This window comes from Arthrobacter sp. NPDC093128, from assembly GCF_040683875.1.
In the GTDB taxonomy this organism is placed as follows: domain Bacteria; phylum Actinomycetota; class Actinomycetes; order Actinomycetales; family Micrococcaceae; genus Arthrobacter.
The window spans coordinates 26,218-51,152 of the sequence record NZ_JBFBEY010000020.1 but is presented as its reverse complement, the minus strand read 5'-3'; the positions used below and the strand labels follow the sequence as shown (position 1 = coordinate 51,152).

The 24,935-nt window shown below is 65.4% G+C and carries 23 protein-coding genes and 1 tRNA gene; 6 read left to right on the top strand and 18 right to left on the bottom strand.

The window, feature by feature from the left end:
* Positions 1-38: 38 nt before the first annotated feature.
* Together AB0N24_RS21040 and AB0N24_RS21035 are read right to left on the bottom strand one after the other, a co-directional pair.
* Entirely contained in the window at positions 39-1,430 is a 1,392-nt protein-coding gene (locus AB0N24_RS21040; protein ID WP_364128586.1) for a class II 3-deoxy-7-phosphoheptulonate synthase, read from the bottom strand.
* A gap of 105 nt (positions 1,431-1,535) precedes the next feature.
* Entirely contained in the window at positions 1,536-2,279 is a 744-nt protein-coding gene (locus tag AB0N24_RS21035; RefSeq protein ID WP_364128583.1) for a lysophospholipid acyltransferase family protein, read from the bottom strand.
* Positions 2,280-2,390: 111 nt separating this feature from the next.
* Between AB0N24_RS21035 and AB0N24_RS21030 the strand changes: the two genes are divergently transcribed.
* The 3 genes from AB0N24_RS21030 to AB0N24_RS21020 are packed head-to-tail and all read left to right on the top strand — an operon-like array spanning position 2,391 to position 4,494.
* Positions 2,391-3,179, top strand: a complete 789-nt coding sequence (locus tag AB0N24_RS21030; protein ID WP_364128580.1) for an alpha/beta fold hydrolase — start codon at positions 2,391-2,393, stop codon at positions 3,177-3,179.
* Entirely contained in the window at positions 3,176-3,970 is a 795-nt protein-coding gene (locus AB0N24_RS21025) for an alpha/beta fold hydrolase (protein WP_364128577.1), read from the top strand. Before AB0N24_RS21030 ends, AB0N24_RS21025 begins: the two co-directional genes overlap by 4 nt.
* The gene (locus AB0N24_RS21020; RefSeq protein ID WP_364128574.1) at positions 3,970-4,494 is read left to right on the top strand and encodes a hypothetical protein; all 525 of its coding nucleotides are present in this window, start codon (positions 3,970-3,972) and stop codon (positions 4,492-4,494) included. The genes AB0N24_RS21025 and AB0N24_RS21020 overlap by 1 nt, the downstream gene beginning before the upstream one ends.
* A 3-nt stretch (positions 4,495-4,497) precedes the next feature.
* On the opposite strand, the gene AB0N24_RS21015 is transcribed toward AB0N24_RS21020, so the two are convergent.
* The gene (locus tag AB0N24_RS21015) at positions 4,498-5,589 is read right to left on the bottom strand and encodes an ROK family glucokinase (RefSeq protein ID WP_364128571.1); all 1,092 of its coding nucleotides are present in this window, start codon (positions 5,587-5,589) and stop codon (positions 4,498-4,500) included.
* Positions 5,590-5,815: 226 nt separating this feature from the next.
* On the opposite strand from AB0N24_RS21015, the gene AB0N24_RS21010 reads away from it, so the two are divergent.
* On the top strand, positions 5,816-7,654 hold the full coding sequence (locus tag AB0N24_RS21010) for an AMP-dependent synthetase/ligase (RefSeq protein WP_364128568.1): 1,839 nt from the start codon (positions 5,816-5,818) through the stop codon (positions 7,652-7,654).
* Between the two features lie 113 nt (positions 7,655-7,767).
* On the opposite strand, the gene AB0N24_RS21005 is transcribed toward AB0N24_RS21010, so the two are convergent.
* On the bottom strand, positions 7,768-11,163 hold the full coding sequence (locus AB0N24_RS21005) for a pyruvate carboxylase (protein ID WP_364128565.1): 3,396 nt from the start codon (positions 11,161-11,163) through the stop codon (positions 7,768-7,770).
* 310 nt (positions 11,164-11,473) lie between these two features.
* Between AB0N24_RS21005 and AB0N24_RS21000 the strand changes: the two genes are divergently transcribed.
* Positions 11,474-12,310, top strand: a complete 837-nt coding sequence (locus AB0N24_RS21000) for a ParA family protein (RefSeq protein ID WP_364128563.1) — start codon at positions 11,474-11,476, stop codon at positions 12,308-12,310.
* Between the two features lie 110 nt (positions 12,311-12,420).
* Here AB0N24_RS21000 and AB0N24_RS20995 read toward each other — a convergent pair whose 3' ends face one another.
* The 5 genes from AB0N24_RS20995 to gcvH form a co-directional block, all read right to left on the bottom strand.
* The gene (locus AB0N24_RS20995) at positions 12,421-13,017 is read right to left on the bottom strand and encodes a MerR family transcriptional regulator (protein ID WP_307050961.1); all 597 of its coding nucleotides are present in this window, start codon (positions 13,015-13,017) and stop codon (positions 12,421-12,423) included.
* Positions 13,018-13,257: 240 nt separating this feature from the next.
* Positions 13,258-13,758 carry a bifunctional nuclease family protein gene (locus tag AB0N24_RS20990; RefSeq protein WP_364128560.1) on the bottom strand — a complete coding sequence of 167 codons (501 nt, stop codon included), beginning with the start codon at positions 13,756-13,758 and terminating at the stop codon, positions 13,258-13,260.
* Entirely contained in the window at positions 13,758-14,474 is a 717-nt protein-coding gene (locus AB0N24_RS20985; RefSeq protein ID WP_214955041.1) for a MerR family transcriptional regulator, read from the bottom strand. The genes AB0N24_RS20990 and AB0N24_RS20985 overlap by 1 nt, the downstream gene beginning before the upstream one ends.
* A gap of 23 nt (positions 14,475-14,497) precedes the next feature.
* Positions 14,498-14,974, bottom strand: a complete 477-nt coding sequence (locus AB0N24_RS20980) for an FHA domain-containing protein (protein ID WP_104175460.1) — start codon at positions 14,972-14,974, stop codon at positions 14,498-14,500.
* Between the two features lie 134 nt (positions 14,975-15,108).
* The gene (gene gcvH, locus AB0N24_RS20975) at positions 15,109-15,495 is read right to left on the bottom strand and encodes a glycine cleavage system protein GcvH (RefSeq protein WP_104175459.1); all 387 of its coding nucleotides are present in this window, start codon (positions 15,493-15,495) and stop codon (positions 15,109-15,111) included.
* Positions 15,496-15,642: 147 nt separating this feature from the next.
* Here gcvH and AB0N24_RS20970 point away from each other — a divergent pair, with 147 nt between their 5' ends.
* Positions 15,643-16,533 (top strand): DNA-formamidopyrimidine glycosylase family protein, encoded by an 891-nt coding sequence (locus tag AB0N24_RS20970; protein WP_364128556.1) that lies wholly within the window; start codon positions 15,643-15,645, stop codon positions 16,531-16,533.
* 88 nt (positions 16,534-16,621) lie between these two features.
* On the opposite strand, the gene AB0N24_RS20965 is transcribed toward AB0N24_RS20970, so the two are convergent.
* From AB0N24_RS20965 to AB0N24_RS20925, 9 genes are all read right to left on the bottom strand, one after another.
* Positions 16,622-16,698: transfer RNA gene (locus AB0N24_RS20965), tRNA-Pro, on the bottom strand.
* 150 nt (positions 16,699-16,848) lie between these two features.
* Positions 16,849-18,399, bottom strand: coding sequence for a ribosome biogenesis GTPase Der (der, locus tag AB0N24_RS20960; protein ID WP_364128553.1), 1,551 nt, complete (start codon positions 18,397-18,399; stop codon positions 16,849-16,851).
* Positions 18,400-18,409: 10 nt separating this feature from the next.
* Positions 18,410-19,093, bottom strand: a complete 684-nt coding sequence (locus tag AB0N24_RS20955; RefSeq protein ID WP_364128696.1) for a lysophospholipid acyltransferase family protein — start codon at positions 19,091-19,093, stop codon at positions 18,410-18,412.
* A 64-nt stretch (positions 19,094-19,157) separates the two neighbouring features.
* Positions 19,158-19,871, bottom strand: a complete 714-nt coding sequence (gene cmk, locus AB0N24_RS20950; RefSeq protein WP_364128550.1) for a (d)CMP kinase — start codon at positions 19,869-19,871, stop codon at positions 19,158-19,160.
* Positions 19,871-20,980, bottom strand: a complete 1,110-nt coding sequence (locus AB0N24_RS20945; RefSeq protein WP_364128547.1) for a prephenate dehydrogenase — start codon at positions 20,978-20,980, stop codon at positions 19,871-19,873. Before AB0N24_RS20945 ends, cmk begins: the two co-directional genes overlap by 1 nt.
* Before the next feature lie 3 nt (positions 20,981-20,983).
* Positions 20,984-22,177 (bottom strand): pseudouridine synthase, encoded by a 1,194-nt coding sequence (locus AB0N24_RS20940; protein ID WP_364128544.1) that lies wholly within the window; start codon positions 22,175-22,177, stop codon positions 20,984-20,986.
* Positions 22,178-22,286: 109 nt separating this feature from the next.
* Positions 22,287-22,871 (bottom strand): SMC-Scp complex subunit ScpB, encoded by a 585-nt coding sequence (locus AB0N24_RS20935; RefSeq protein WP_364128694.1) that lies wholly within the window; start codon positions 22,869-22,871, stop codon positions 22,287-22,289.
* 101 nt (positions 22,872-22,972) lie between these two features.
* Positions 22,973-23,815, bottom strand: a complete 843-nt coding sequence (locus AB0N24_RS20930; protein WP_364128692.1) for a ScpA family protein — start codon at positions 23,813-23,815, stop codon at positions 22,973-22,975.
* A 71-nt stretch (positions 23,816-23,886) separates the two neighbouring features.
* Entirely contained in the window at positions 23,887-24,786 is a 900-nt protein-coding gene (locus AB0N24_RS20925) for an AAA family ATPase (RefSeq protein WP_364128689.1), read from the bottom strand.
* Positions 24,787-24,935: the final 149 nt, after the last annotated feature.

Genomic DNA, 24,935 nt, shown 5'->3' with positions numbered 1-24,935 from the left:
AAGCCGGGCGGAGCTTTTTTCTGTCAACCGGTGCGGGATCAGCGCTTGGACAGTGCCCCTGCGACGAGGAAGGCCATTTCCAGGGACTGCATGTGGTTCAGGCGCGGATCACAGACCGATTCGTAGCGGTCCAGGAATGCTTCCTGGTCGATGGGGTCGGCGCCGCCGAGGCACTCCGCGACGTCGTCACCCGTCATCTCGACGTGCAGGCCGCCCGGAATGGTGCCCAGCGAGTGGTGGACCTCGAAGAAGCCGCGCACTTCGTCAATGACGTCGTCGAAGTTGCGCGTCTTGTAGCCGTTGGGCGAGGTGACCGTGTTCCCGTGCATGGGATCGGTGACCCAGAGGACCTGCGCGCCGGAGGCCGTGACCTTTTCGACGATGGCGGGGAGCTTCTCGCGGATGTTGCCCGCGCCCATCCGGGTGATGAAGGTGAGCCGGCCCGGTTCGCGGTTCGGATCCAGCTTGTCGATCAGCCGCAGCGCGTCGTCGCCGGACGTCGAGGGGCCCAGCTTGACGCCGATCGGGTTGCGGACGCGGGAAAGGAAATCGACGTGGGCGTTGTCGAGCTCGCGGGTGCGTTCCCCGATCCAGAGGAAATGCGCCGAGGTGTCGTACGGAAGTCCCGTGCGGGAGTCGATGCGGGTTAGTGCGCGTTCGTAATCGAGCAGCAGCGCTTCGTGGCTGGCGTAGAACTCCACGCGCTTGAGGGCCTCGAAGTCCGCACCGCAGGACGCCATGAACTTGATGGCACGGTCGATGTCCCGCGCCAGCGACTCGTAGCGGGCGTGGGCCGGGTTTTCGGTGAAGCCCTTGTTCCACTGGTGCACCAGGCGGAGGTCCGCGAAGCCGCCCTGGGTGAAGGCACGGATGAGGTTCAGCGTGGAGGCGGACGTGTGGTACGCCTTCAGCATCCGGCCGGCGTCGTGGGCGCGGGATTCCGGGGTGAAGTCGTAGCCGTTGACGATGTCACCCCGGTAGGCGGGGAGCGTCACGCCTTCGCGCGTTTCGTCGTTGGAGGATCGCGGCTTCGCGAACTGTCCGGCCATGCGGCCCATTTTGATGACGGGCATCGCCGCACCGTAGGTGAGGACGACGGCCATCTGCAGGATGGTCTTGACCCGCGCGCTGATCTTGTCAGCCGTCGCTGCCTCGAACGTTTCGGCGCAGTCCCCGCCCTGGAGCAGGAAGGCCTTGCCTTGCGCGGCAGCGGCGAGCCGTTCACGCAGGATGTCCACTTCGCCGGCAAAGACGAGCGGCGGAAGGACGGAAAGTTCCTTCACAGACGCGTCAAAGACCTCTTTGTTTTGCCAGCTGGGCTGCTGGGAGACCGGCAGTTCCCGCCAGTGGTCCAGTCCCGGATAGTTGGCGGCACCGCTCTGGGCGGTACTGGTCAGCAGGGAGGCAGGTTTTGCAGATAGCTCAGTCACACTACAAGACTAGTTCCCGGATCCGGGTTTCCGCACCGCTACCGTCATTCGTCCCAAACAGGCGTCACAGAACCGGTAACGGGAACAAGCGTCGATGAACCGGCGTCAGGCTTTCCCGGGTTCCGCGGGGCCGCTGCCGCCGCCGGAACCGTCCGAGCCCTCATTGGGTTTGCCCGCCAGCCGCAGTTTGACCACGGCCGCATATTCGTCCACGTACTCCTGCCCGGACAGGCGCATGAGCTCGTACATGATTTCGTCCGTGACGGACCGCTGGATCAGGCGGTCGTCCTCCATGCCGTAATACCGGCTGAAGTCCAAGGGTTCACCGAAGATCATGCCGATGCGCCGGATGTTCGGCATCCGTTTCCCGATGGGCTGGACCTTGTCCGTTCCGATCATGGCCACGGGAATCACCGGAACCCTGGCCTGCAGGGCGAGTTTCGCCACGCCGACCTTTCCACGGTGAAGCCGCGAGTCGGGGCTTCGGGTTCCTTCCGGATAAATGCCAAGCAGCGAGCCGTGCGTGAGGACGTCCATTCCGGCGTTGAGCGAAGCGGCGGAGGCCGCTCCCCCGGAACGGTCCATGGGCAGCTGGTTCGTCAGCCGGAAAAAGAGGGCCGTCAGCCTGCCTTTGAGGCCCTTGCCGGTGAAGTACTCGGACTTCGCCAAAAAAATTACGGGGCGCGGCACCATAAGGGGCATAAAGATGGAGTCGGAGAAGGACAGATGGTTGGAGGCCAGGATGGCTGCGCCTTCGGCGGGGACGTTGTCGAGCCCCTTGACCCAGGGCCGGAACAGGAGCTTGAGCACCGGTCCCAGAACGAACGTCTTCATGAACCAATAAAACACGTGGCGTACCTCTCCGGAGGGCGTCTGGCCGGCCCTCCGACGGGTCCGGCCAGGCCTTCAATGCAACCCTACTCTAGTGAGATTTGTGGCGAAGAGTGACACGATGGGCGTATGAGAGAAAGCAGCAAACCGTCGACGCCTGCCGCTTTCAGTTACCCCGGCCATGGCAGGAATGCCAGGATTGGCATCGCGATTTGCCACGGCTTCACCGGGAGTCCCCTCAGCGTCATGCCGTGGGCCCTGCACCTGGCCGGGCAGGGGTTTGCGGTCTCCGTCCCCCTCCTGCCCGGGCACGGGACCGACTGGCGCGAGCTGGCCCGTTCCGGCTGGCGGGAATGGGCCGGAGCCTTCGATGCCGCCTATGTTGAGCTGGCGGGCCGGACTGAGGCCTGCTACGTCGCCGGGCTGTCCATGGGAGGCGCCGTCGCCCTGCGGACGGCGTCCCGCCACCCCGTTGCCGGAGTGGCCGTGGTCAACCCGGGGCTCAGCTTCTACGACCGCAGGGTGCGGATCATCGGCATCCTGAAGTACTTCCAGCGGACCACCCTGCCGATTGTGGAGGCCAACCCCACCGCGGCCACGACCGAGGATGGCGACTATTCACGGACACCGCTCGCGGCCGTCCACCAACTGAAGAAGCTGTTTGCTGCCGCCCGCCGCGGGTTGCCGCGCGTGACCGCCCCGGTCCTGGTCTTCAAATCGGACAACGACGACGTTGTGCCGCCGTCGTCCCTGGCGATGATCAGGCGGCGGCTGGGGTCAGCTGACCTTGGCGTCATCCCGCTGCCAAACAGCGGACACGTCGCCACACTGGACAACGATGCGCCGGTGATTTTCGAGAATTCGACCCGCTTTTTCCATGAGCACGCGCCGCACCACGTATCCTCGGAGACATCATGAGCATCGCCGCCGACCACAGCCCTTTCAGCAGCCCCTTTACCGGCGACGGCCCGTCGGTTGGCGTCGCCGTTTCCCATGGCTTCACCGGCAGCCCGCACGGCGTGCGGGCCTGGGCCCAATCCCTGGCGGACGCCGGCTTTGCCGTGCGGATGCCGCTCCTGCCAGGACACGGCACCAGCTGGCAGGAACTTGCGAGGACCCGTTGGCAGGATTGGCATGCCGCCTACGACGCTGCCTACCTGGAGCTTGAGGCCGAATGCGACCACGTCTTCACGGCCGGCCTGTCCATGGGAGGCGCACTCGCCCTGAGGGTGGCCGCCCGGCGCCCTGTGTCGGGAACAATCGTCGTCAACCCGGGCCTGGTCATCGACGATCCCCGCGCCCCCCTCGCGGGCATCCTGAAGCTGGTGATGAAAAGCACTCCCGCCATTGCGAACGACATCCTGAAGCCGGACATGGACGAGGGCGCCTACCCGCGGACACCGGTGGCGGCGGCCCACGAACTCAACAAGATGTTCAAGGACACACTGCGGCTACTGCCCCTGATCACCGCACCCGTGCGGGTGTTCCGCTCTACGGTGGACCACGTGGTGTCCGACTCCAGCATTGTGGCGCTGCGCCGTGGCCTCACCAACGCCCCGCTGGAGCTCAGCGCCCTGGAAAACAGCTACCACGTGGCCACCCTGGACAATGATGCCGAGGAGATTTTTCGCGGGACCGCGGAATTCATCCGCAGAGTGGTGCCGGGACACGTGGACGCTACTCCCTCTCGCCCTGAAGGACACGGCTGATGACCAGATCCGACTCCAATTCCTCGGACCAGAGCGCGAACCAGGACGACGCCGTATGGCTGGATTTGGTCTCGCGGCTCGAGGGCCGCGACCCGGAGGCTCCGGCCGGAGAAGGCAGCGCCCCGTCCAAACGGCCGTTCCGCGACTTCGATCCCCTGGGGCTGTCCGGCGCCGCCCCGACGGAGCCCTCGGCGTCGGAACGCCAGGCCGCGTCCCATGAGCCGCTCCCCCGGCCGGACCACGCGGCGGCGGGCACCGGGCCCCGGGACTATGAAGCGGACGACGACGACCCGTTCGTTCCCGAGGAACCGCCAAGCCTTGCCGGAACAAATCCCCTGACCATGCTGGCCTGGCTGGGGGCTGTGGGCGGACCCGTGGCCCTGGTGCTCGCCGCCATGTTTTGGCGGTCGGCGCCTCTGATGGCCATTTTGGGCATTGTCGCAGCGTTCGTCCTGTCAGTGATCTACCTGATCATGCAGCTGCCACAGGAAAAAGACGATCACGACGACGGCGCCCGGGTTTAGCGTTTAGCCGTGCATCCGGCTGCTGACCCGGGACAGGTCCGCGGCGCCAATCAGTCCGGCGTTGGGCCCCAGTGCTGCCAGTGCAATCTCGGCAGCCGGCCGGAAGCCGCGCCCGGTCAGGTTCCGGGCAAAAGCCTTGCGTGCCGGCGCCGCCAGCAGTTCTCCCGCATCGCAGAGCCCTCCGCCGATCACGAACTTTCCGGGATCCAGCGCGGCCGCGAGGTTGGCAAGGCCGAGGCCCAGCCACTCCCCGACGTCTTCCAGCAATTCCCTCGAGGTGGGGTCCCCTGCCTTGGCCAGATCCGTCACGATGGCCCCGGTGATCCGGTCCACCTGCCCGTCCACGGCTTTCAGGAGTTCCTGCGCCACAGGTGAATTGGCAGCCGCAAGCTCACGGGCTTCGCGGCCGAGGGCGTTTCCGGACGCGTACTGTTCCCAGCAGCCGCGGTTTCCGCATTCGCACCGGTGCCCGCCGGGCATGATGATCTGGTGGCCGAACTCACCCGCGACGCCAAACCGTCCGCGTTCCACCCTGCCGTCCATCACCATGGCACCGCCGATCCCGGTGCCCAGCGTGATGCAGACGAGCCGGTTCTGTCCCTGCCCTGCACCGAAGCGCCACTCCGCCCACGCTGCGGCATCGGCGTCGTTGGTCAGCAGGACCGGCCGGCGCAGCAGGCGCTGGAGGTTTTCCCGCAGGGGTTCGTTGCGCCAGGCGAGGTGCGGGCTGAACAGCACCGTCCCGCCGTCGAGGTCCATCCAGCCGGCCGCGCCGATGCCCACCGACCAGATGCGGTGGCCGCGGCCCAACTCCTCCACGAGTTCCACGATCACCTGTTCCACCGCCCGGGGATCGTTCCCGGGCGTGGAACGCCTGCCCTGGCTGAGGATCCGGCCGTCTGCGTCCACCACACCGGCGGCAACCTTGGTTCCCCCGATGTCCACGCCGATCGCCAGCCCCTTGCGGCCCAGCCGGAGGTGCTCGCGGAAGCTCTGGCTTGCAGAGAGCGAATCCTGCGCCGAAGGCTTCCTCCGCCGCCAGGCGGCCGTCCGTCGGTAGGGTCTGGGCAGGTCGCCGGGCGAAGGTGTGTGCATGGTTCCCCATTCTATTGCCCGGCCCCTGTTTCCCTGCGCCGCCGGCCATGTGCGAAACGGCTGCAGGCGGGGCTCCAGAGATGGCCCCAGACGGGCCGGACTGGCGGGATTCCTGCACTTAACCGTAAAGTTACTCGCCAGTAGGTTAATCAGAACATACCTCCGCAACGGGCGTACTAGTGTTAGCAGTACCCCCTGCGGGTCTATGGATAACAAAGGAGCTATCGTGCGCGAATTCAGTGTTCCGCCCTTGGTCAAAGTACCCCCGGAAACCAACATCACCGACCTGGTGCTGCGGCAAGCCGCCAAGGCCTCGAACCCGTCCCTGTATTCGCGTCTCGATGCCGCCGGGCAGTGGCAGGATGTTTCCGCCTCCGACTTCCTCGCGGACGTCCGCGTCCTGGCCAAGGGCCTCATGGCCAGTGGCGTCGCAGCCGGGGACCGCATCGGCATCATGTCCCGCACCCGGTATGAGTGGGCACTGGTGGACTTCGCCATCTGGTTCGCCGGCGGCATCTCCGTTCCCATCTACGAGACGTCCTCACCCACTCAGGTGGCCTGGAACCTGGGTGACTCGGGTGCAGTCGCCGCCTTTGGCGAGTCAGCGCGCCACGAGGACATCATCCGGCAGGCCGCCACCTCCGAAGGACTCTCTTCGCTTGCCCACGTCTGGCAGCTTGAGGGCGCAGGGCTGGAGGAGCTGCGCGCCGCCGGTACGGCCGTCAGCGACGAAGACCTGGAAGCACGCAGGAGCCTGGCTTCGCTCTCTGACGTCGCCACGATCATCTACACCTCGGGCACCACGGGCCGGCCCAAGGGCTGCGAACTGACGCACGGCAACTTCGTGGAGCTTTCCGAGAACGCCCTGGCCACTTCGCTGTCCGGCATCGTCCATGAGCAGGCCAGGACCATTATGTTCCTGCCGCTGGCCCACGTGTTCGCCCGCTTCATCTCGGTCCTGGCCGTGGCTGCCGGTGTCACCGTGGCCCACACGCCGGACATCAAGCACCTCCTGCCCGACCTGCAGAGCTACAAACCGACGTTTATCCTGGCGGTGCCGCGGGTGTTCGAAAAGGTCTACAACTCCGCACTGACGAAGGCCGAGGACGGCGGCAAGGGTGCCATATTCCACAAGGCGGCCGACACCGCCATCGCCTACTCGCGTGCCCGGCAGGCCGGGTCTGTGGGCTTCGGCCTCAAGCTCCGGCATGCGCTCTTCGACAAGCTCGTCTACAGCAAACTGCGCGCGGCCATGGGCGGCGAGGTGGCCCACGCCGTGTCCGGCGGCGGACCCCTGGGCGAACGCCTGGGGCACTTCTTCCAGGGCATCGGCATGCAGATCCTCGAAGGCTACGGCCTGACCGAAACCACGGCCCCGATCACGGTGAACACTCCCCAGCTGATCAGGATCGGAACAGTGGGCGCCCCCCTGCCCGGAAATGCAGTGAAGATAGCCGACGACGGCGAGATCCTCACCAAGGGCGTCTGCGTAATGCGCGGCTACTACAAGCGTGACGACCTCGCGGCCGACACCTTCGTGGACGGCTGGTTCCGCACCGGCGACATCGGCCAAATGGACAGTGACGGCTTCCTGACCATCACGGGCCGCAAGAAGGAAATCATCGTAACGGCCAGCGGCAAGAACGTGGTGCCCGCCCTGCTGGAAGACCAGATCCGGGCTGACGCTCTCGTGTCGCAGGTCCTCGTGGTGGGAGACAACAGGCCGTTCATCGGCGCGTTGGTGACGTTGGACGAGGAAGCCCTGCCGGGTTGGCTGCAGCGCCACGGGCTGCCTGCCGGCACCACCCTTGCAGCAGCGGCGGACCATCCTGTGGTCAAGGCTGCCATCCAGGACCTGATCACGCACGCCAACCAGTCCGTGTCCCAGGCCGAGGCCATCAAGTCGTTCCGGATCGTGCCGTCGGACTTCACCGAGGCATCCGGCCACCTGACCCCGTCAATGAAGGTCAAGCGGGCCCAGGTGATGAGGGACTTCGAGTCGGTCATCGTGGACATGTACGCTGCACCCCGCCCGGCCCGCGCCGAGCCGTCAGGACAGCACTAGATCCAGCGCCAGCTGCATCTGACCGTCCCGGCGATTGCCGGGACGGACATTAAACGGAAAGGCCTCCCGGCATTCGCCGGGAGGCCTTTCCGTTTGTCGCTTACTCCGCTGGGCTACTCGACCACGAGCAGCAGGTCTCCGCCCTGGACCTGTTCCACGGCGGATACCGCCAGCCGGGAAACCGTTCCGGCCGCCGGCGTCGTGATGGAGGCCTCCATCTTCATGGCCTCGATGGTGGCGACCGTATCGCCGGCGTTGACGGCGTCGCCCACCTTGACCGTCAGCGTAACGGCACCGGCGAACGGCGCGGCGACGTGGCCCGGCTGGGTCGGGTCTGCCTTCTCAGCAGCCTTGACGTTGCTGACAACGGAGCGGTCGCGGACCACAACCGGCCGGGACTGCCCGTTGAGCGTGCACATCACGGTGCGCATGCCCTTCTCATCCGGCTCCGAAACGGCTTCGAGGGAGGCGATCAGGCGCACGCCCTTCTCGAGCTCGATCTCGTGTTCCGCTCCGCGCTGGAGCCCGAACAGGTAGTCGCGGGTGTCCAGGACCGAGAGGTTGCCGTAGGTCTCCACGCTCTTCAGGTAATCCTTGGTGGGACCCTCGAAGAGCAGCCGGTTCAGGGTCTGCTGACGGGTCTTGGAATCACCCTTCAGGGCGGCGCTGTCCTCGGCGCTCAAATCGGCGTCGCGTACCTTGATGCTGCGGCCCTGGAGGGCCTTGGTGCGGAACGGCTCAGGCCAGCCTCCGGGAGGATCCCCGAGTTCGCCGGACAGGAAACCGATGACGGAGTCCGGGATGTCGTAGTTCTGCGGGTTCTCGTTGAAGTCAGCGGGGTCGGCGTTGAGGCCCACCAGGTGCAGGGCGAGGTCACCCACTACCTTGGAGGACGGCGTGACCTTCACGAGCCGGCCCAGGATGCGGTCGGCTGCCGTGTACATGTCCTCGATGGCCTCGAAGCGTTCGCCGAGGCCAAGGGCCATGGCCTGCTGCCGCAGGTTGGAGAGCTGGCCGCCGGGGATCTCGTGCTGGTAGACGCGGCCGGTGGGACCCGGCAGGCCGGACTCGAACGGGGCGTAGACGCGCCGCACGGCCTCCCAGTACGGTTCCAGCGAGCTGACCTTGGCCAGGCCAAGGCCGGTGTCGCGCGGGGTGTGGGCCAGGGCGGCAACCAGGGCGGATGCCGAGGGCTGGCTGGTGGTGCCGGCCAGGGACGCCGAGGCGACGTCCACAGCGTCCACTCCCGCATCCACGGCGGCCAGGAGCGTGGCCAGCTGCCCGCCTGCCGTGTCGTGGGTGTGCAGGTGGACCGGGAGATCGAAACGGTCCCGCAAGGCCGCGACAAGCTTCGCAGCGGCTGCAGGGCGCAGGAGGCCCGCCATGTCCTTGATTGCCAGGATGTGCGCGCCGGCGTCGACGATCTTTTGCGCCAGCTCCAGGTAGTAGTCCAGCGTGTAGAGCTTTTCGTCGGGATCGAGCATGTCGCCGGTGTAGCAGAGGGCGACTTCGGCGACGGCTGTGCCGGTGGCCCGCACCGCCCGGATGGCCGGAGCCATCTGGTTGACGTCGTTCAGGGCGTCGAAGATCCGGAAGATGTCGATTCCGGTGGCTGCGGCCTCGTTGACGAAGGCATCGGTGACCTCCTCCGGGTACGGTGTGTAGCCCACGGTGTTCCGGCCGCGGAGCAGCATCTGCAGGCAGATGTTGGGCAGGGCCTTCCGAAGGGCTGCGAGCCGGTCCCAGGGATCCTCGCCGAGGAACCGCAGGGCGACGTCGTACGTGGCTCCGCCCCAGGCCTCCACGGAGAGCAGCTCAGGGAGCAGCGCGGAGACGGCGGGGCCCGCCGCGACGAGGTCGCGGGTACGGACGCGGGTGGCCAGCAGCGACTGGTGGGCGTCGCGGAACGTGGTGTCGGTGACGGCCACGGCAGTCTGCTCGCGCAGGGCCTTGGCGAAGCCCTCGGGACCCAACTCGAGCAGCCGCTGGCGCGAACCCTTGGGGGCGGGGGTGTCCCCGACGGCGGGCAGCTTCGCAGCGGGGTTCGAGTGGACGGTGAGTTCGCCGTTGGGCTTGTTGACGGTGACCTCTGCCAGCCAGGTCAGCAGTTTGGTGCCGCGGTCCGCGGAGACGCGGGCCTTGAGCAGCTCGGGGCGCTGGTCAATGAAGTTCGTCGCCACATCGCCCGCGATGAAGTCCTTATCGTCCAGGACCGCCTGGAGGAAGGAAATGTTGGTGGACACACCGCGGATGCGGAATTCCGCCAGGGCGCGCCGGGCACGCGCCACGGCTGCGGGGTAGTTGCGGCCGCGGCAGGTCAGCTTGACCAGCATCGAGTCGAAGTGCGGGCTGATCTCGGCACCCGAGTAGACGGTGCCGCCGTCGAGCCTTACACCGGCTCCGCCGGCAGAGCGGTAGCCGGTGATCTTTCCGACGTCGGGCCGGAAGCCGTTGGCCGGGTCTTCGGTGGTGATGCGGCACTGCAGTGCTGCACCCTTGAGCTGGACGGTCTCCTGGGACAGGCCGAGGTCCGCGAGCGTCTCGCCCGACGCGATGCGCAGCTGTGCCTGGACCAGGTCCACGTCAGTTACTTCCTCGGTGACCGTGTGCTCCACCTGGATGCGGGGGTTCATTTCAATGAACACGTGCTGTCCGGCGCGCTCACCGACGGTGTCCACGAGGAACTCGACGGTGCCTGCGTTGACGTAGTTGAGCGCCTTGGCGAACTTGACCGCGTCGCGGTAGAGCGCCTGCCGGATGCCTTCATCCAAATTGGGGGCCGGTGCGATCTCGATGACCTTCTGGTGCCGGCGCTGGATGGAGCAGTCGCGTTCGAAGAGGTGCATGACATTGCCCTCGGCATCGGCCAGGATCTGGACTTCGATGTGGCGGGGGCGCAGGACTGCCTGCTCCAGGAACATGGTGGGATCACCGAACGCGGCATCGGCCTCGCGCATGGCGGCCTGCAGCGCTTCGGGCAGGGCTTCCCGGGTGTCCACGCGGCGCATGCCGCGTCCACCGCCGCCGGCGACGGCCTTGGCGAAGATGGGGAAGCCGATCTCGTCGGCAGCGGCGATCAGCTCATCCAGGTCCCTGGAGGGCTGGCTGGAATTGAGCACCGGCACGCCGGCATTCCGCGCAGCTTCAAGAGCGGCGACCTTGTTGCCGGCAAGCTCAAGCACCTCGGCCGGCGGCCCGACAAACGTGATGCCCGCTGCTTTGGCGGCCCGGGCCAAGTCCGGGTTTTCGGAGAGGAAGCCGTAACCGGGGTAGATGGCGTCGGCGCCGGATTCCTTGGCCACCCGCACCACTTCGTCCACGTCGAGATAGGCGCGGACAGGATGGCCCTCTTCGCCGATCAGGTACGCTTCATCAGCCTTCTGGCGGTGGATGGAGTTACGGTCCTCGTTGGGGAACACAGCTACAGTCTTGGCGCCCAGCTCGTAGCCGGCACGGAAGGCGCGGATCGCGATCTCGCCGCGGTTAGCCACCAGAATCTTGGAAAACATACTTCTCCTGCATCATTGCGCGGGTGTATCGGTAAGTGGTCACAGTGTGTAAGACGTGCGCGGGGAAACACAAATCATTGTGTCGACCATCACAGAATTATCCGTCATGCGGGCGGGAATAGGCACGCCGGGGTGGTAGCGGCCGTCGGGGTCCCGCCGGATGCGCCGCACACACGCCCAATGAAACGGGATTCACGGGCGCGGCAACATATGATGAGTTGGGGGTGGCGCAAGCCCGCCCTCCGCTCCGGGCAAGCCGGAGCCGGCACTACCCCAACACGGCAACCGGCGTTAGGTATTGGTTTTTCAAGTGCAAGTAGTCAGCATCAGCAGCCTCAAAGGCGGGGTCGGCAAAACTTCCGTCACCACCGGATTGGCATCTGCGGCCCTGGCCGCCGGCATCCCCACTCTCGTGGTGGACCTTGATCCCCATGCGGACGCCAGCACCGCACTGGGCGTCCAGCCCGATGACCAACTGGATATCGGCAGGATGCTCAAGTCACCGCGCCGGGCCCGCCTGGCGGAGAACGTCGTCACGAGCAGCTGGGTGGCCCGCGAAAACTACAACGGAGCCCGGCCCGCCGTCCTGGACGTGGCCCTCGGTTCCGCATACACCGGGATTTACGACCGCCCGGACCTCGGCCGCCGGGACCTGCGCAGGCTTTCGGCAGTCCTGGCTGGCACCGATAAGTACCAGCTGATCCTGGTCGACTGCCCGCCCTCGCTGAACGGCCTGACCCGGATGGCATGGTCGGCCAGCAGCAAGGTGGCCCTCGTTGCCGAACCGGGATTGTTTTCGGTGGCCGGCACGGAGCGCACCATGCGCGCCATCCAGCTCTTCCGCCAGGAATTTGCCCCGAACCTCTCCCCCGCCGGGATCATCGCGAACCGTGTCCGCACCGGTTCGTCCGAGCACGCCTTCCGCCTGGCCGAGATGCAGTCCATGTTCGGTGAACTGCTGCTGACCCCGCACATTCCGGAGCAGGCAAACTGGCAGCAGATCCAGGGCGCCGCCCATTCTGTTCATCACTGGCCGGGTGATTCGGCCAAGAACGCCGCCAGCCTGTTCAACACACTGCTCGACAACCTCCTGGCCTCCAACGGTGTGGATTCCACTGGGGCAGCCCGGGAACGCAGCCTGCGGTAGCGCGCTTCCGGGTTCCGGACGTCAAAGCGCAGAAAAGGCCGCCTTCCTGATGGAAGGCGGCCTTTTCTGTTGGTCCCGTGTTGACCTGACATCCAGCCAGGCTTCTCCGGTCAGCCGATCTTGCGGGCGGCCCTGCGCTTGCTGAGTTCATCATCCGGGAAGGACTGCTCGACGGCATGCTCGCTGGGAAGCGCCGCGAGGCTGCCTTCCACTTCGCGCCACACGCGGCCGACGGCAATCCCGAAGACGCCCTGGCCGCCCTGGACCAGATCGATGACCTCATCCGCGGACGTGCACTCGTAAACGCTTGCGCCGTCGCTCATCAGGGTGATCTGGGCGAGGTCTTCAACGCCACGTTCGCGCAGATGCTCCACCGCAGAACGGATCTGCTGCAGCGAGACACCGGTATCCAGGAGCCGCTTGACCACTTTCAACACCAGAATGTCGCGGAACCCGTAGAGACGCTGCGAGCCGGAGCCGGCGGCACCGCGCACGGCCGGCTCAACGAGACCCGTGCGGGCCCAGTAGTCGAGCTGGCGGTAGGTGATGCCTGCGGCCTTGCAGGCGGTCGGTCCGCGGTAGCCTGCGTCCTCGTCCAGGACGGGGAGGTCTTCCGTGAAGAGGAGGCCCTGGGCACCACTCGCCGGCAGGGCTACGCCTGCCGTTGAAGCCTGCTTTAGCTCGCCTGCTTCGCCTTTCGGACTCACGTGGACCCTCCTCGTCGTATGCTCCCCTAAGGAAGTCGCAGCAACAGCGATCACAGATTTGAAATTCATCCGTGTAATTCAGCCGGGGCTGCACATTCCAGTGTGACTTGCGCGGCTGTTGTATGCAATGGGAACTTGATACCTTCGACGTTAGGCCTGCCACGCCCCAAGGTCAAAGACGTTGGCCCATTTCAGGGGCGTGTCGAAACTTTCAGCTTCAACTTCAACCTTAATGTGGTCTCAGCCGTCGAAGTCTTCCGGTTCAACGTCGTCCAGGAACTCCCGGAAGCGCCGCAGTTCGCGCTCCTCGTCCACGGTGGGGGGCTCGGTGTCCTCGCCTTCGTCGTGCTCGGTAATCCGGACACCGGCTTCATCCATGACCGAGTCCGCGCACCAGATGCGGCATTTGGCCCGCAACGCCAGGGCCAGGGCGTCAGAGGCCCGGGAACTCACGGTGGTGCCGTCTTCAAACTGCAGCTGGCCGTAGAAGATGTTGTCTTCAACAGCAACGATGTTCACGCTGACGATCGAGTGGCCCAGCGACTCGACGACGTCGATCAGAAGGTCGTGTGTCATGGGCCGCGGCGGCACCACTCCCTGCTGGGCCAGCGCAATCGCACTGGCCTCGGGGGTGCCGATCCAGATGGGCACGTGCCTTTCTCCGTGGATCTCCCGCAGCAGCACCAGCGGCTGGTTCGAGGGCAGCTCGATCCTCACGCCCACGATCTCCACTTCAATCATCAGATGTCCATTCGCGATATACGGTCCTGCACCAGGGCACGGTGCAGCGTCAGGCACAGATCACTGATTTCCCGGGCTGCCTCAGCGGCCCGGGCATGGGATGCAGCGTCCTTGCGGGAGGTCAGCGGCGCGACGGCCCGCTCCACCAGCCCGAACTCCCGTTCCGCGGCGGCCTGGAACGGCCGAAGGTGGCGGGGTTCGAGGCCGTGGCTTTCCAACTGCACGCACGCGCGTGCCACCTGCAGGGCGTGCTCGTCGAACTTCCCGTTGACGTGGCCGATCAGGCCGAAGTCCAGCAGGGACTGCAGGAGCGGCACACTGGCGCCGGACTCGGCCCGCAATTGGTCCTCGCTCAGCCTGCGCACTTTGTTCTGGAGTTCGGTAGCGAGCTCGTCGGAAACGATCCGGGGCGACACCGTGACGCCGGGCGGCAGGTTCTCCGGGCGTTCGCCGCGGTCAATGGCGTCCAGATAGTCCTTGATGACCTTCAGCGGAAGATACTGGTCCCGCTGGAGGGCAAGGACGAATCGAAGCCGCTCAACATCGGTGTCCGCGTACTGCCGGTAGCCGGCGGGCGTGCGTTGCGGGTTAATCAGGCCCTTTTCTTCAAGGAACCTGATTTTGGACGCAGTCATTCCGGGAAAGTCGTCGCTCAGCTGCGCGAGTACTTCCCCGATGTTCAGGACCTGGGGTCCGCGCCGTTCCGGTTGTGCCAGTGCCACAGGCAACTACCCCGGGATCAGACGTTGCCTGCTGCGCGGGCAGGGCTGAGGTAGAAAGTGAGCCGGAACTTGCCGATCTGGACTTCATTTCCGGATTTGAGTTCCACGCTGTCCACACGGTCGTGGTTGACGTAGGTGCCGTTGAGGCTGCCGGTGTCAACGACCTCGAAGCTGCGGGCAGTCCGGCGGAATTCGACGTGGCGGCGGGACACGGTGACGTCGTCAAGGAAGATGTCCGCGTCCGGGTGGCGGCCGGCCGTGGTGACGTCCGAGTCCAGCAGGAAACGCGCGCCCGCATTGGGTCCGCTGTGGGCAACCAGGAGTGCCGAACCGAACGGAAGCGCCTCGACGGCAACCCGTTCCTCCCGGGACAGCCTGGGCTCAATGATCGGCTCGTCACGGATTGGCGTGAGGTGGATCGAGGTGGTCTCCGAAGCCTTCACTCCGCCCGTGCCGTAATCACCACTGCTGTGGTTCTTCTCGTGACCAACCATGGATTCCTCCTCTTCCGTTGCAGATGTCCCCCTGCAAACAACGCGTACCCTCCGGAAAAGCCTGGCTGATCCGGTAATCGGCGTGTCGTCCGGCTGTTAATTGCTTAACAGCCGGACCGCCATGCCAGTTGTCTTTAGCCTACCTGTTGTTCGTACTCCGATGCACTGAGCAGGGACTCCACTGCATCAGCCTCTGCAAGCTTGACTTCAATCAGCCAGCCCTCGCCGTAGGGATCGCTGTTAATGAGCGCCGAATCGGTGTCCAGCGCTTCATTGCGGGCAACGATTTCTCCAGTCACGGGAGCATAAATGTCGCTCACGCTCTTAGTGGACTCCACCTCGCCCACGACGTCATTCGCGGTTACCTTCGTGCCGACTTCGGGCATCTGGGCGTAGACGACGTCACCCAGCGCGTCCTGGGCAAAATCGGTGATGCCGACGCGCACCACGCCGTCAGCGTTCGGCGCGGTAACCCACTCGTGTTCGGCAGTGTAGGACAGGTCTTCGGGAATGTTGCTCATCAGGGGCCTTTCATCGGGTCAACCAGGAATATCGGTCAATCAGCAATGTCATCGGAGGTCTGCAGAACAAGCCGCCGCTGAAAGTATATGCATATCAACTGCCGCGGCAGGGAGCGCCCCGTCGGACCCTTGTGGCACAGTGGTGACATGCCAGAACTTCCCGAAGTGGCCGGGCTGAGCGCTTTCCTGGGCACCCAGCTTCGCGGAGCCGTGCTGACGAAAATCCAGATCGTCTCGTTTGCGGTCCTCAAGACGGCGGACCCGCCGTACACGGCGTTGGAAGGCCGGACCATCACCGACGTCCAGCGCCAGGGGAAGTTCATCATCCTGGATACCGGCGGAATCTACCTGGCGTTCCATCTCGCCAAGGCCGGCTGGCTGCGGTACACGGAATCGCCCTCGAATGCCGTACTGCCGCGGGGCAAGGGGTATATCGCCGCGCGGCTGGAATTCGCCAGGAACAGCCCGGAAACCGACAGCGGCGAAACCCATCTCGGAATCGACCTGACCGAGGCCGGCACCAAGAAGAGTCTTGCGCTCTACGTGGTCAGGGATCCGGCGGATATCCCGGGGGTCGCCAGCCTGGGTCCCGACCCGTTGGGCGATTCGTTCGGGCTGGGTGCGTTCGCCGGAATTCTTTCCGCCAGCACCCAGCAGATTAAGGGACTGTTACGCAATCAGGGGGTGATCGCGGGGATCGGCAACGCCTACAGCGACGAAATCCTGCACGCTGCCCGGATCTCGCCCTTCGCCATCGCAAAGTCGTTGGATCCGGACACTGTCCGCGTCCTGTACGACGCCGTTCACAGTGTCCTGGGTGCGGCCGTAACGGACGCCGTCGGCAAGGCGCCCAACGAACTGAAGGATGCAAAGCGGAGCACCATGCGGGTCCACGGCCGGACCGGGCAGCCCTGCCCCGTCTGCGGGGACACGGTCCGGGAAGTGTCTTTTGCCGACAGTGCCCTGCAGTACTGCCCTACATGCCAGACCGGAGGGAAGATCCTGGCCGACCGGCGGACCTCGCGTTTCCTGAAGTAGCGCCGCACAAAGGCACGGGCGGCAAAAACCGGCACAAAGAAAAACCGCCCCGCCGCCGGGATTCTTCCCTGCGGTGGAGCGGTTTCTTTGGTCGGGCTGACAGGATTTGAACCTGCGACCCCTTGACCCCCAGTCAAGTGCGCTACCAAGCTGCGCTACAGCCCGTTAGTTCCGCCGTTCTCCGCCTCGGTTTACTCTCGGGTTTCCCCGGGATTTTCACCTCAGCAGTCCGGCCGAACCACCTCCAAAAGCTTACACGATTCCGGAGGGTGCTCGTGACACTTTGTGGGTGTCACGGGCAAGGGTGTGTCGGAATTAACGCTTCTTGCCCCGCTTTTCGCGGACACGCATGTTGACCTCAATGGGTGTGCCCTCGAAACCGAAGGTTTCGCGGAGGCGCCGGGTGATGAAACGACGGTATCCCGGATCCAGGAAACCGGTGGTGAAGAGCACAAACTTGGGCGGACGGCTGGAAGCCTGGGTGCCGAAGAGGATGCGGGGCTGCTTGCCGCCGCGGACCGGGTGCGGGTGAGCCGCCACCAGTTCGCCGAGGAACGCGTTCAGGCGGCCGGTGGGGATGCGCTTGTCCCAGCTTTCCAGTGCCGTATCCAAGGCAGGAACCAAACGGTCCTTATGCCAGCCGGTCAGCGCCGAAATGTTTACACGCGGAGCCCAGGCCACGTGAGCCAGGTCCTGCTCAATTTCACGCTCGAGGTAAGTGCGTCGTTCGTCGTCCAGCAGGTCCCATTTGTTGAATGCGAGAACCAGCGCTCGGCCGGATTCGATGGCAAGCTGCAAGATGCGGACGTCCTGCTCGCTGAGCACTTCATCCACGGCCAGGAGCACGACGGCGACCTCCGCCTTTTCCAGGGCGCTCTGGGTACGGAGCGAGGCGTAGAAGTCAGCGCCCTGTGCCATGTGCTGGCGGCGGCGGATGCCAGCGGTATCCACGAAGCGCCAGGTGCGCCCGCCGAGCTCGATGAACTCATCGACCGGGTCACGCGTGGTGCCGGCGGTGTTGTCCACCACAACGCGCTCGGAGCCGGCCAGCTTGTTCAGCAGCGACGACTTGCCCACGTTGGGACGCCCGATCAGGGCGATGCGGCGCGGACCGCCGGAGCGCTCCAGGCCTTCAATGGTGGAGAACTCAGGCAGGGTGTCCATGACGTGGTCCAGGAGGTCGGCGACGCCCCGGCCGTGCAGTGCGGACACCGGGTACGGTTCGCCGAAGCCGAGGCCCCACAGGGTTGCCGAATCGGCTTCCTGGGCAAAGTCGTCCACCTTGTTGGCCACCATGATGACCGGTTTCTTGCTCTTGCGGAGCATCTTCACAACGGCTTCGTCCGTGGCGGTGGCGCCGACGGCGGAGTCAACGACGAACAGCACGGCGTCGGCAAGCTCCACGGCCATCTCGGCCTGTTCGGCTACGCGGGCGTGGATGCCGCGGGCATCGTGCTCCCAGCCGCCGGTGTCGACGACGGTGAAGTTCCGCCCGTTCCAGGTGGCCGAGTACATAACACGGTCACGCGTGACGCCGGGGGTGTCCTCCACGACGGCTTCGCGGCGTCCGAGGATACGGTTCACCAGGGTGGACTTACCCACGTTGGGCCGGCCGATGATCGCCAGGACGGGATCCAGTTTGACCGGGCCGTCGAAGTCGTGGTCGTCATATTCGCCGCTCAGGAGGGCGGCGTCTTCCTCGTCCAGATCGTAGTCGTCCAGGCCTGCCCGGAGGGAGGCAGCACGACGCTCGGCCTCGTCATCGTCCAGGGCAGCAAGATGCTCTGCCACCTGGTCCGTGCCGGTGGGCGTGTATTCGTCTTCGCCGGCGCCAAATTTGCCGGAGGCTTGAGTCGTATCGCTCATTGCACTTTCCTTAGTGGTGATCTGCCGGCGTCCCGGCTACTTCTTCATGACGTTCTTGCGGGGAATCCGCGCCGGGCAAAGGCTGCCCGCTGAGTTGAATCGTTTGCTGGACATGCCGTGCCAGAGCAGCGCGGATCTCGTTTCCCGCCCTGTCCATTGAAACACGGCCTGTCTCGCCGGGCCTGCGGCCCACTGCTACGGCCTCGCCGAAACTGACGTGCAGTCTCCGGCCGGGCCGGGGAACTGCGTCGAGGTGCTCGCCGGCGATCCTGGTGCCCAGGATGGCAACCGGAACCACCGTCGCACCCGAGTTGAGCGCGAGCCAGGCCACCCCGTTGTTGATGGTGGATGCCTCGCCGCTCCCCCGGGTTCCTTCCGGGAGGATACCGACGCAGCGGCCGGCGTCGAGCGCGCACTTGCTTATCTGCAGTGCGGCGCGGTCACCGGACCGGTCCACCGGCAGCTGGCCCGAGGCCTTGAGAACCTGCCCCAGGAAACCCTTGAACATTTCCTTCTTGACCAGGATGTGCATGGGACGCGGTGAGGCGCCGAACATCACCGGCCCGTCCAGGAAACTGATGTGGTTCCCCGCGAAGATCACGGGACCCGCGGTTGGAACGTTCTCCCGTCCGTGGACAGTTGTCCGGTAGACGACGTGGTCGAGGAACCAGCCGACGGGCCGGCTCCAGGCCATGGTCCAGGCGCCCGGAAGGACGGAAGCGCCCCCGGGGAACGGGCGGGGCAGGTGCCCTTCGGCGTCAGTCACGATTAACGACCTTGTTGACTATGCCCAGGGCCGCGTCAACTGTGCCGTCGAAGTCCAGATCCGAAGAATCCAAGGTGACAACGCCGTCCGCCGCTGTGGTGAAGTTCACCACGGTGGAGTCCTTGGCATCGCGCTGGGTGACCTGGGCAGCCAGCTGTTCTGCGCTCTGCGTGCCGCCAAGCTGGACGCCCCGGCGGCGAAGCCTGGCCTCCTCGCTGGCAGTCAGCAGCATGCGGACTTCTGCGCCGGGCGCGACGACGGTCGTGATGTCGCGTCCTTCCACCACGATGCGGCGGTGGTGGACCTCGATCAGCTCACGCTGCCGGCGCACCAGTTCCTTCCGCGCACCGAGAGTGGTGGCGATGGCACTGACGGCCGAGGAGATGGCCGGTTCCCGGATGGCCAGGGTGACGTCTGTTCCACCGACCCGTACGTATTCCTCGTTCGGGGTGGTGCTGACTTCCAGCGGCAGGTCTTCGGAGGCCTGCTCGATGGCGGCGGCATCGTTCAGGTCAATGCCCTGCTGCAGGCAGTACCAGGTCAGGGCACGATACATGGCGCCCGTGTCCAGGTAGGCGAGGCGCAGGCGGCGTGCCACTTCGCGGCTGACGCTTGATTTTCCGGACCCCGAAGGGCCGTCGATGGCAACAACCAACGGCCTGCCTTGGCGGAGCATGGGTACGGTATCGATGAGTTCCTGTGTCATTACTGCAGTACCCGCCATCCACGGTCGTTGAGTGCTTCGATCAGCAGATCATGCTTGTTGGGCAAAACCGACAGTTCCACCATTCCTACATTCTGCCCGGAGGAATGGTCCAGCCGCAGGTCCTCGAGGTTGACACCGATCTCGCCGATCTCCGTCAGGAGGCGGGCGATCTGCCCCGGCCGGTCGTCCACGAGGACGGTCAGCCAGGAGTACGCCTGCGGGGGGCCGCCGTGCTTTCCCGGAATGCGGGACTGCCCGGCATTACCCTCGCTGATCAGCTGTGCCAGGTCAAGGCGGGCGCCCGGTGCCGTCGGATCTTCGAGGGTACCGATCAGCCGGTTGAGGTCCTCGCGGACCCCGTGCAGGATGTCGACCAACTGCCCCGCGTTGCCGCCAAGGATCTGGACCCACAGCGTGGGATCGCTGGCCGCAATCCGCGTGACATCGCGCAGGCCGTTGCCGGCAAGCGACAAGGCGTGTACGGGCGTACCCTGCAGCCGGCTGGCAACGAGGGAGGACATGACCTGGGGAAGGTGCGACACGAGTGCCACAGCCTGGTCGTGTTCCTCGGCGCCGAACTGGGTGACCATGGCACCGAGGTCCGTCGCCAAGGCACGGGCAGCCTCCAGTGCGGCGGGCGACGTTTCCTCCGACGGGCACACCACCCACGGCATGGAAGTAAAGAGTTCGCCACGGGCCGCCACAGGTCCTGACTTTTCCCGGCCGGCCATCGGATGCGTCCCCACGTAGCGGGAAAGATCCACGCCGCGACCGCGCAGGTCGGCCAGGATACCGGCCTTGACGCTGGCGATGTCCACGACGGTTGCGGCCGGGTAGTCGGCCAGCGACCGTTCCACCACGTCAGCTGTTACGTCCGGCGGCGCGGCGACCACAACGAGTTCAGGCTGTTCGTCGCCAAGGCGCGACAAGGGAAGGCCTGCCCCGATGTCAACGGCGACCGCCTGGTTGGTGGGTGACGGATCGGACAGGAACACGGACACGCCGCGCCCCCGGAGCCCGAGGCCGATGCTCGTTCCCAGCAGTCCCGTTCCGATAACCACCGCCGGGCCGTTCAGGTGCCCCCGGCCGTGGGTACGAAAGGCTGACATGCGCTACAGCCCTACGGATGCCAGCAGGTGGCCGACTTCCTGCTTGCCGAGGTTGCGGATGCTCCCCTGGCGCTGGTCTCCCAGGCCGATGGGGCCCACCTTGACCCGCACGAGCCGCAGGACAGGGAAGCCGACGGCGTCGAAGAGGCGGCGTACGATGCGGTTCTTGCCGGAGTGCAGCACAACCTCGATCAGCACGTGGCCCGGGGTGGAGTCCACCAGCTTGAACGAATCCACCGACGCGAATCCGTCCTCGAGTTCAACGCCTGACTTCAGCTGCGCGCCGATTCCCTGCGGGAACGGGCCGCGGACCTGGACCAGGTATGTCTTGGGCACCTCGTAGGACGGGTGCGTCAAACGGTTGGCGAGTTCGCCGTCGTTGGTCAACAGCAGCAGTCCCTCGGTGGCGACGTCGAGGCGTCCCACGTGGAAGAGGCGTTCGCCGTGGCTGTTGCGGACGAAATCGCTGATGCACGGACGGCCGTCCGGATCCTCCATGGTGGACACAACGCCCTTGGGCTTGTTGAACACCATGTAGACCATGTTTTCGTCCAGCTGGATGCGCAGGCCGTCAACGTGGATCACGGCAGTCTTCGGATCGACGCGGACACCGAGTTCGGTGACCACCTTGCCGTCCACTTCAACGCGGCCTTCGGCGATCATTTCCTCGCAGACGCGGCGTGATGCGACGCCGGCGGAGGCCATGACCTTCTGCAGGCGGATGCCGTCGGCATCGTGCATTTCGGACTGCGGAACATCGCCCCGGGGTCCGCGCTTGCGCGAAGGCTTGCGGACGGCTCCGAGGTTCTGGCCGAACCGTTCGCCACCGAATGCGCGCGTACCGAACGTCTTGGCCGCAGCGGACCGCGGCTTGGGCTTGAGGGCTCCGGGAGTGCCGGGCGCCTTGCCGGCGCCGGGCTTGCGTGAACCGGGCTTCCGGGCTGCAGGCTTGCCCTGCTTCCAGTCACCGGATGCCGGGCGGTCTGCCGACTCACCGGCCGGACCCTGCAGGTCCGGATCGATGAAGGCCTCTTCCCGAGGCTTGGGGTGCTTGAAGGGACGGTCGCTGCCGCCCTTGTAGCCGGCACCGCCTGCACGGCTGCCGCCCTGTGCCGGATTGCGTCCGGCTTTGCTTTGTCCGGCGCTGTTGCGTCCCGAACCGTTACGTGGTGAACCCTGGCGTCCCGCCTGTGTCATGACCCGTCCTTCGTTATGTTGGCCGGCGAGGTTGTCTCCCGACAACACTGGCCAGCCGGGCGGATTAAGTCCGCCCTGGTGGATATTCGTGCGCAGGCAGGGATACTGCCTACATTCTTCCGGCGTCGTAGAACTCTTCGATGCCTTCAAGCCCCGGAAGATGGGGTGAAAGCTGCGGCAACTCAGCCACCGAGCCGATTCCCATGCGTTCCAGGAAATAAGACGTCGTGCGGTAAAGGATGGCTCCGGACTCGGGATCGGTTCCCGAGTCTTCGATCATTCCCCGCTGCAGCAGCGTCCGCACGACAGAGTCAACATTAACTCCTCGAATTGCAGACACCCTGGCCCTTGATACGGGCTGGCGGTATGCGATGACGGCGAGCGTTTCCAACGCCGCCTGCGTCAGCCTGGCTGTCTGTCCTTCCAGCACGAACCCGCCGACGACATCGGCGAACTCCGCGCGGGAATAGATGCGCCAGCCTCCGGCGATATTCCGCAATTCAAAACCCCGGGGGCTGGATTTGTGGCCAGCAGTGTTGATACACACAGTACTGGCAACGTCCGTGTCCGGGGCATTAACAGTATAGCCGTTATACTCGCGCTGAAGTTCCGCGAGCAGCTTCTCGACGGCGTCGACCGTCAGGTTCAGCCCGGCGGCGAGCTCCGTGGCGGTGGCCGGCTGGTCAATCACCATCAACACTGCCTCGATGGCGGCGCGTGCGCCGCCGGGGAGATCGGCCACATTCAGTCCGCTCTCCCCGTCCCCGCTGGTGGCTGGATCCGGCGACGTAGCGCTCACGGCTGTTCCTCGTATTCCTCGCTGAGATGTTGGCTGCTCCACTCATCGTCCGCTGCCGTCCAGTGCACCGTGAGGTCGCCCAGCGGCAGGAGCTGGTCGAACGCAACCACCTTGTCCCGGAACATTTCCAGGAGGGCCAGGAAACGGGCCACGACGACGAGCGTGGACTCGGCGTCGGCGATCAGTGCCCGGAAGGACAGCGGCCTTCCCTGCTGGAGTTTCAGTCCAAGGATTTCGGCCTGCTCCTTGACGCTGACGGTGCCGCCGTGGAGGTGTGCCAGGCCAACCTGGGTCGGGGCGGCTTCCCTGGGTTTCAGGGCGGCTTCCGCCAAGGCAGCGAACTGCCCCGGCGTATGGCGCCACACCAGTTCCGGCAGCAGCGCGGCGAAGTGGCCTTCCAGGGCCACCTGGCGGGGGTAGCTGCGGGCTTCGAGCTCCAGGGTGGTATTGATCAGTCCGGCCACGTGCTTGAAGGCCTTGTATTGAAGCAACCGGGCGAAGAGGAGGTCCCGCGCCTCGAGCAAGGCGATGTCCTCATCGTCCTCGACCTCGCCCGCCGGCAGGAGCCGGGCGGCCTTGAGGTCCAGGAGGGTGGCTGCGATCACCAGGAATTCGCTGGCCTCATCGAGCGCCCATTCCTCGCCCAGCTGCTGCAGGTTCTTGATGTACTTGATGAATTCATCGGTCACGGTGGCCAGGGCCACTTCCGTAATGTCCAGCTGGTGCTTGGTGATCAGGCCGAGCAGCAGGTCAAAGGGACCCGTGAAGTTGGCAAGCCTGACTTCGAAGCCGGGTTTTTTGGCCGGCTCCGCCGCCGGGCCTGCCGGAGAATCCGCCAGCGGCCCTGCCTCTGGCTGTGCCTGGGGGCGGCTGGGAGCGAGCGGGGAGCCTGCCAGTGCCACAGCCTTGGCTAGGGCGCGCCGCCGCGCGAAATCAGCTCTTTGGCCAGGCGGCGGTAGGCGTCGGCACCGATGTGGGTGGCGGCGTAGCTGGTGATCGGTTCCGCGGCCACTGTGGCGTCGGCAAACTTAATGGAGCGCTTGATGACGGTCTCGAAGACCTTGTCCCCGAACGCCTCCACCAGCCTGCTGATGACCTCGCGGCTGTGCAGTGTGCGGGCGTCGTACATCGTGGCAAGCACCCCGTCCACCTGCAGCCGGGGGTTCAGCCGGTCCTGGACCTTGTCGATGGTTTCCACCAGCAGCGCGACTGCGCGCAGGGCAAAGAATTCGCAGATCAGCGGGATGATGACGCCGTGGGCGGCGGTGAGGGCGTTGACCGTCAACAGGCCAAGCGACGGCTGGCAGTCGATCAGGACGACGTCGTAGTCGTCCTCGACCTTCTTCAAGGCACGGTCCAGCACCTGTTCACGCGCAACCTCGTTGACCAGCTGCACTTCCGCGGCGGAGAGGTCGATGTTGGCCGGCAAAAGGTCAACGTTCTCGACGCCGGTGTGCTGGATGGCGTCGCGGATGTCCACTTTGCGGTCCATCAGGACGTTGTAGACCGTCAGGTCCAGTTCATGAGGATTCGTCCCGAGACCGGCGGACAGCGCCCCCTGGGGGTCGAAATCCACCAGCAGGACACGGCGGCCGTATTCGGCAAGCGCGGCGGCCAGATTGATGGTTGAGGTCGTCTTACCGACTCCGCCCTTCTGGTTCACCATGGCGATCACACGGGCGGGGCCGTGGGACGACAGCGGCGCAGGCTCGGGAAATTCGCGGTAGGGGCGCCCGGTGGGACCCATAACGGCGTCTTCCAGGTCGAGTTCGGTGCCTTCCAGAGTTGCGGAACCCTGTTCGCTGCTCACGTATCTATCCACACTTTCGATGACGTTGATGTCCTGCCGCTGAATGTTCAGCGCCGATGGTTCTTCCACCCAAGGTTACAGCGCCGCAACCGTGATTCAACGGAACTTGACACGCGCCCTTGATTGAGCCTTTACCTTCTGGTAAAGGT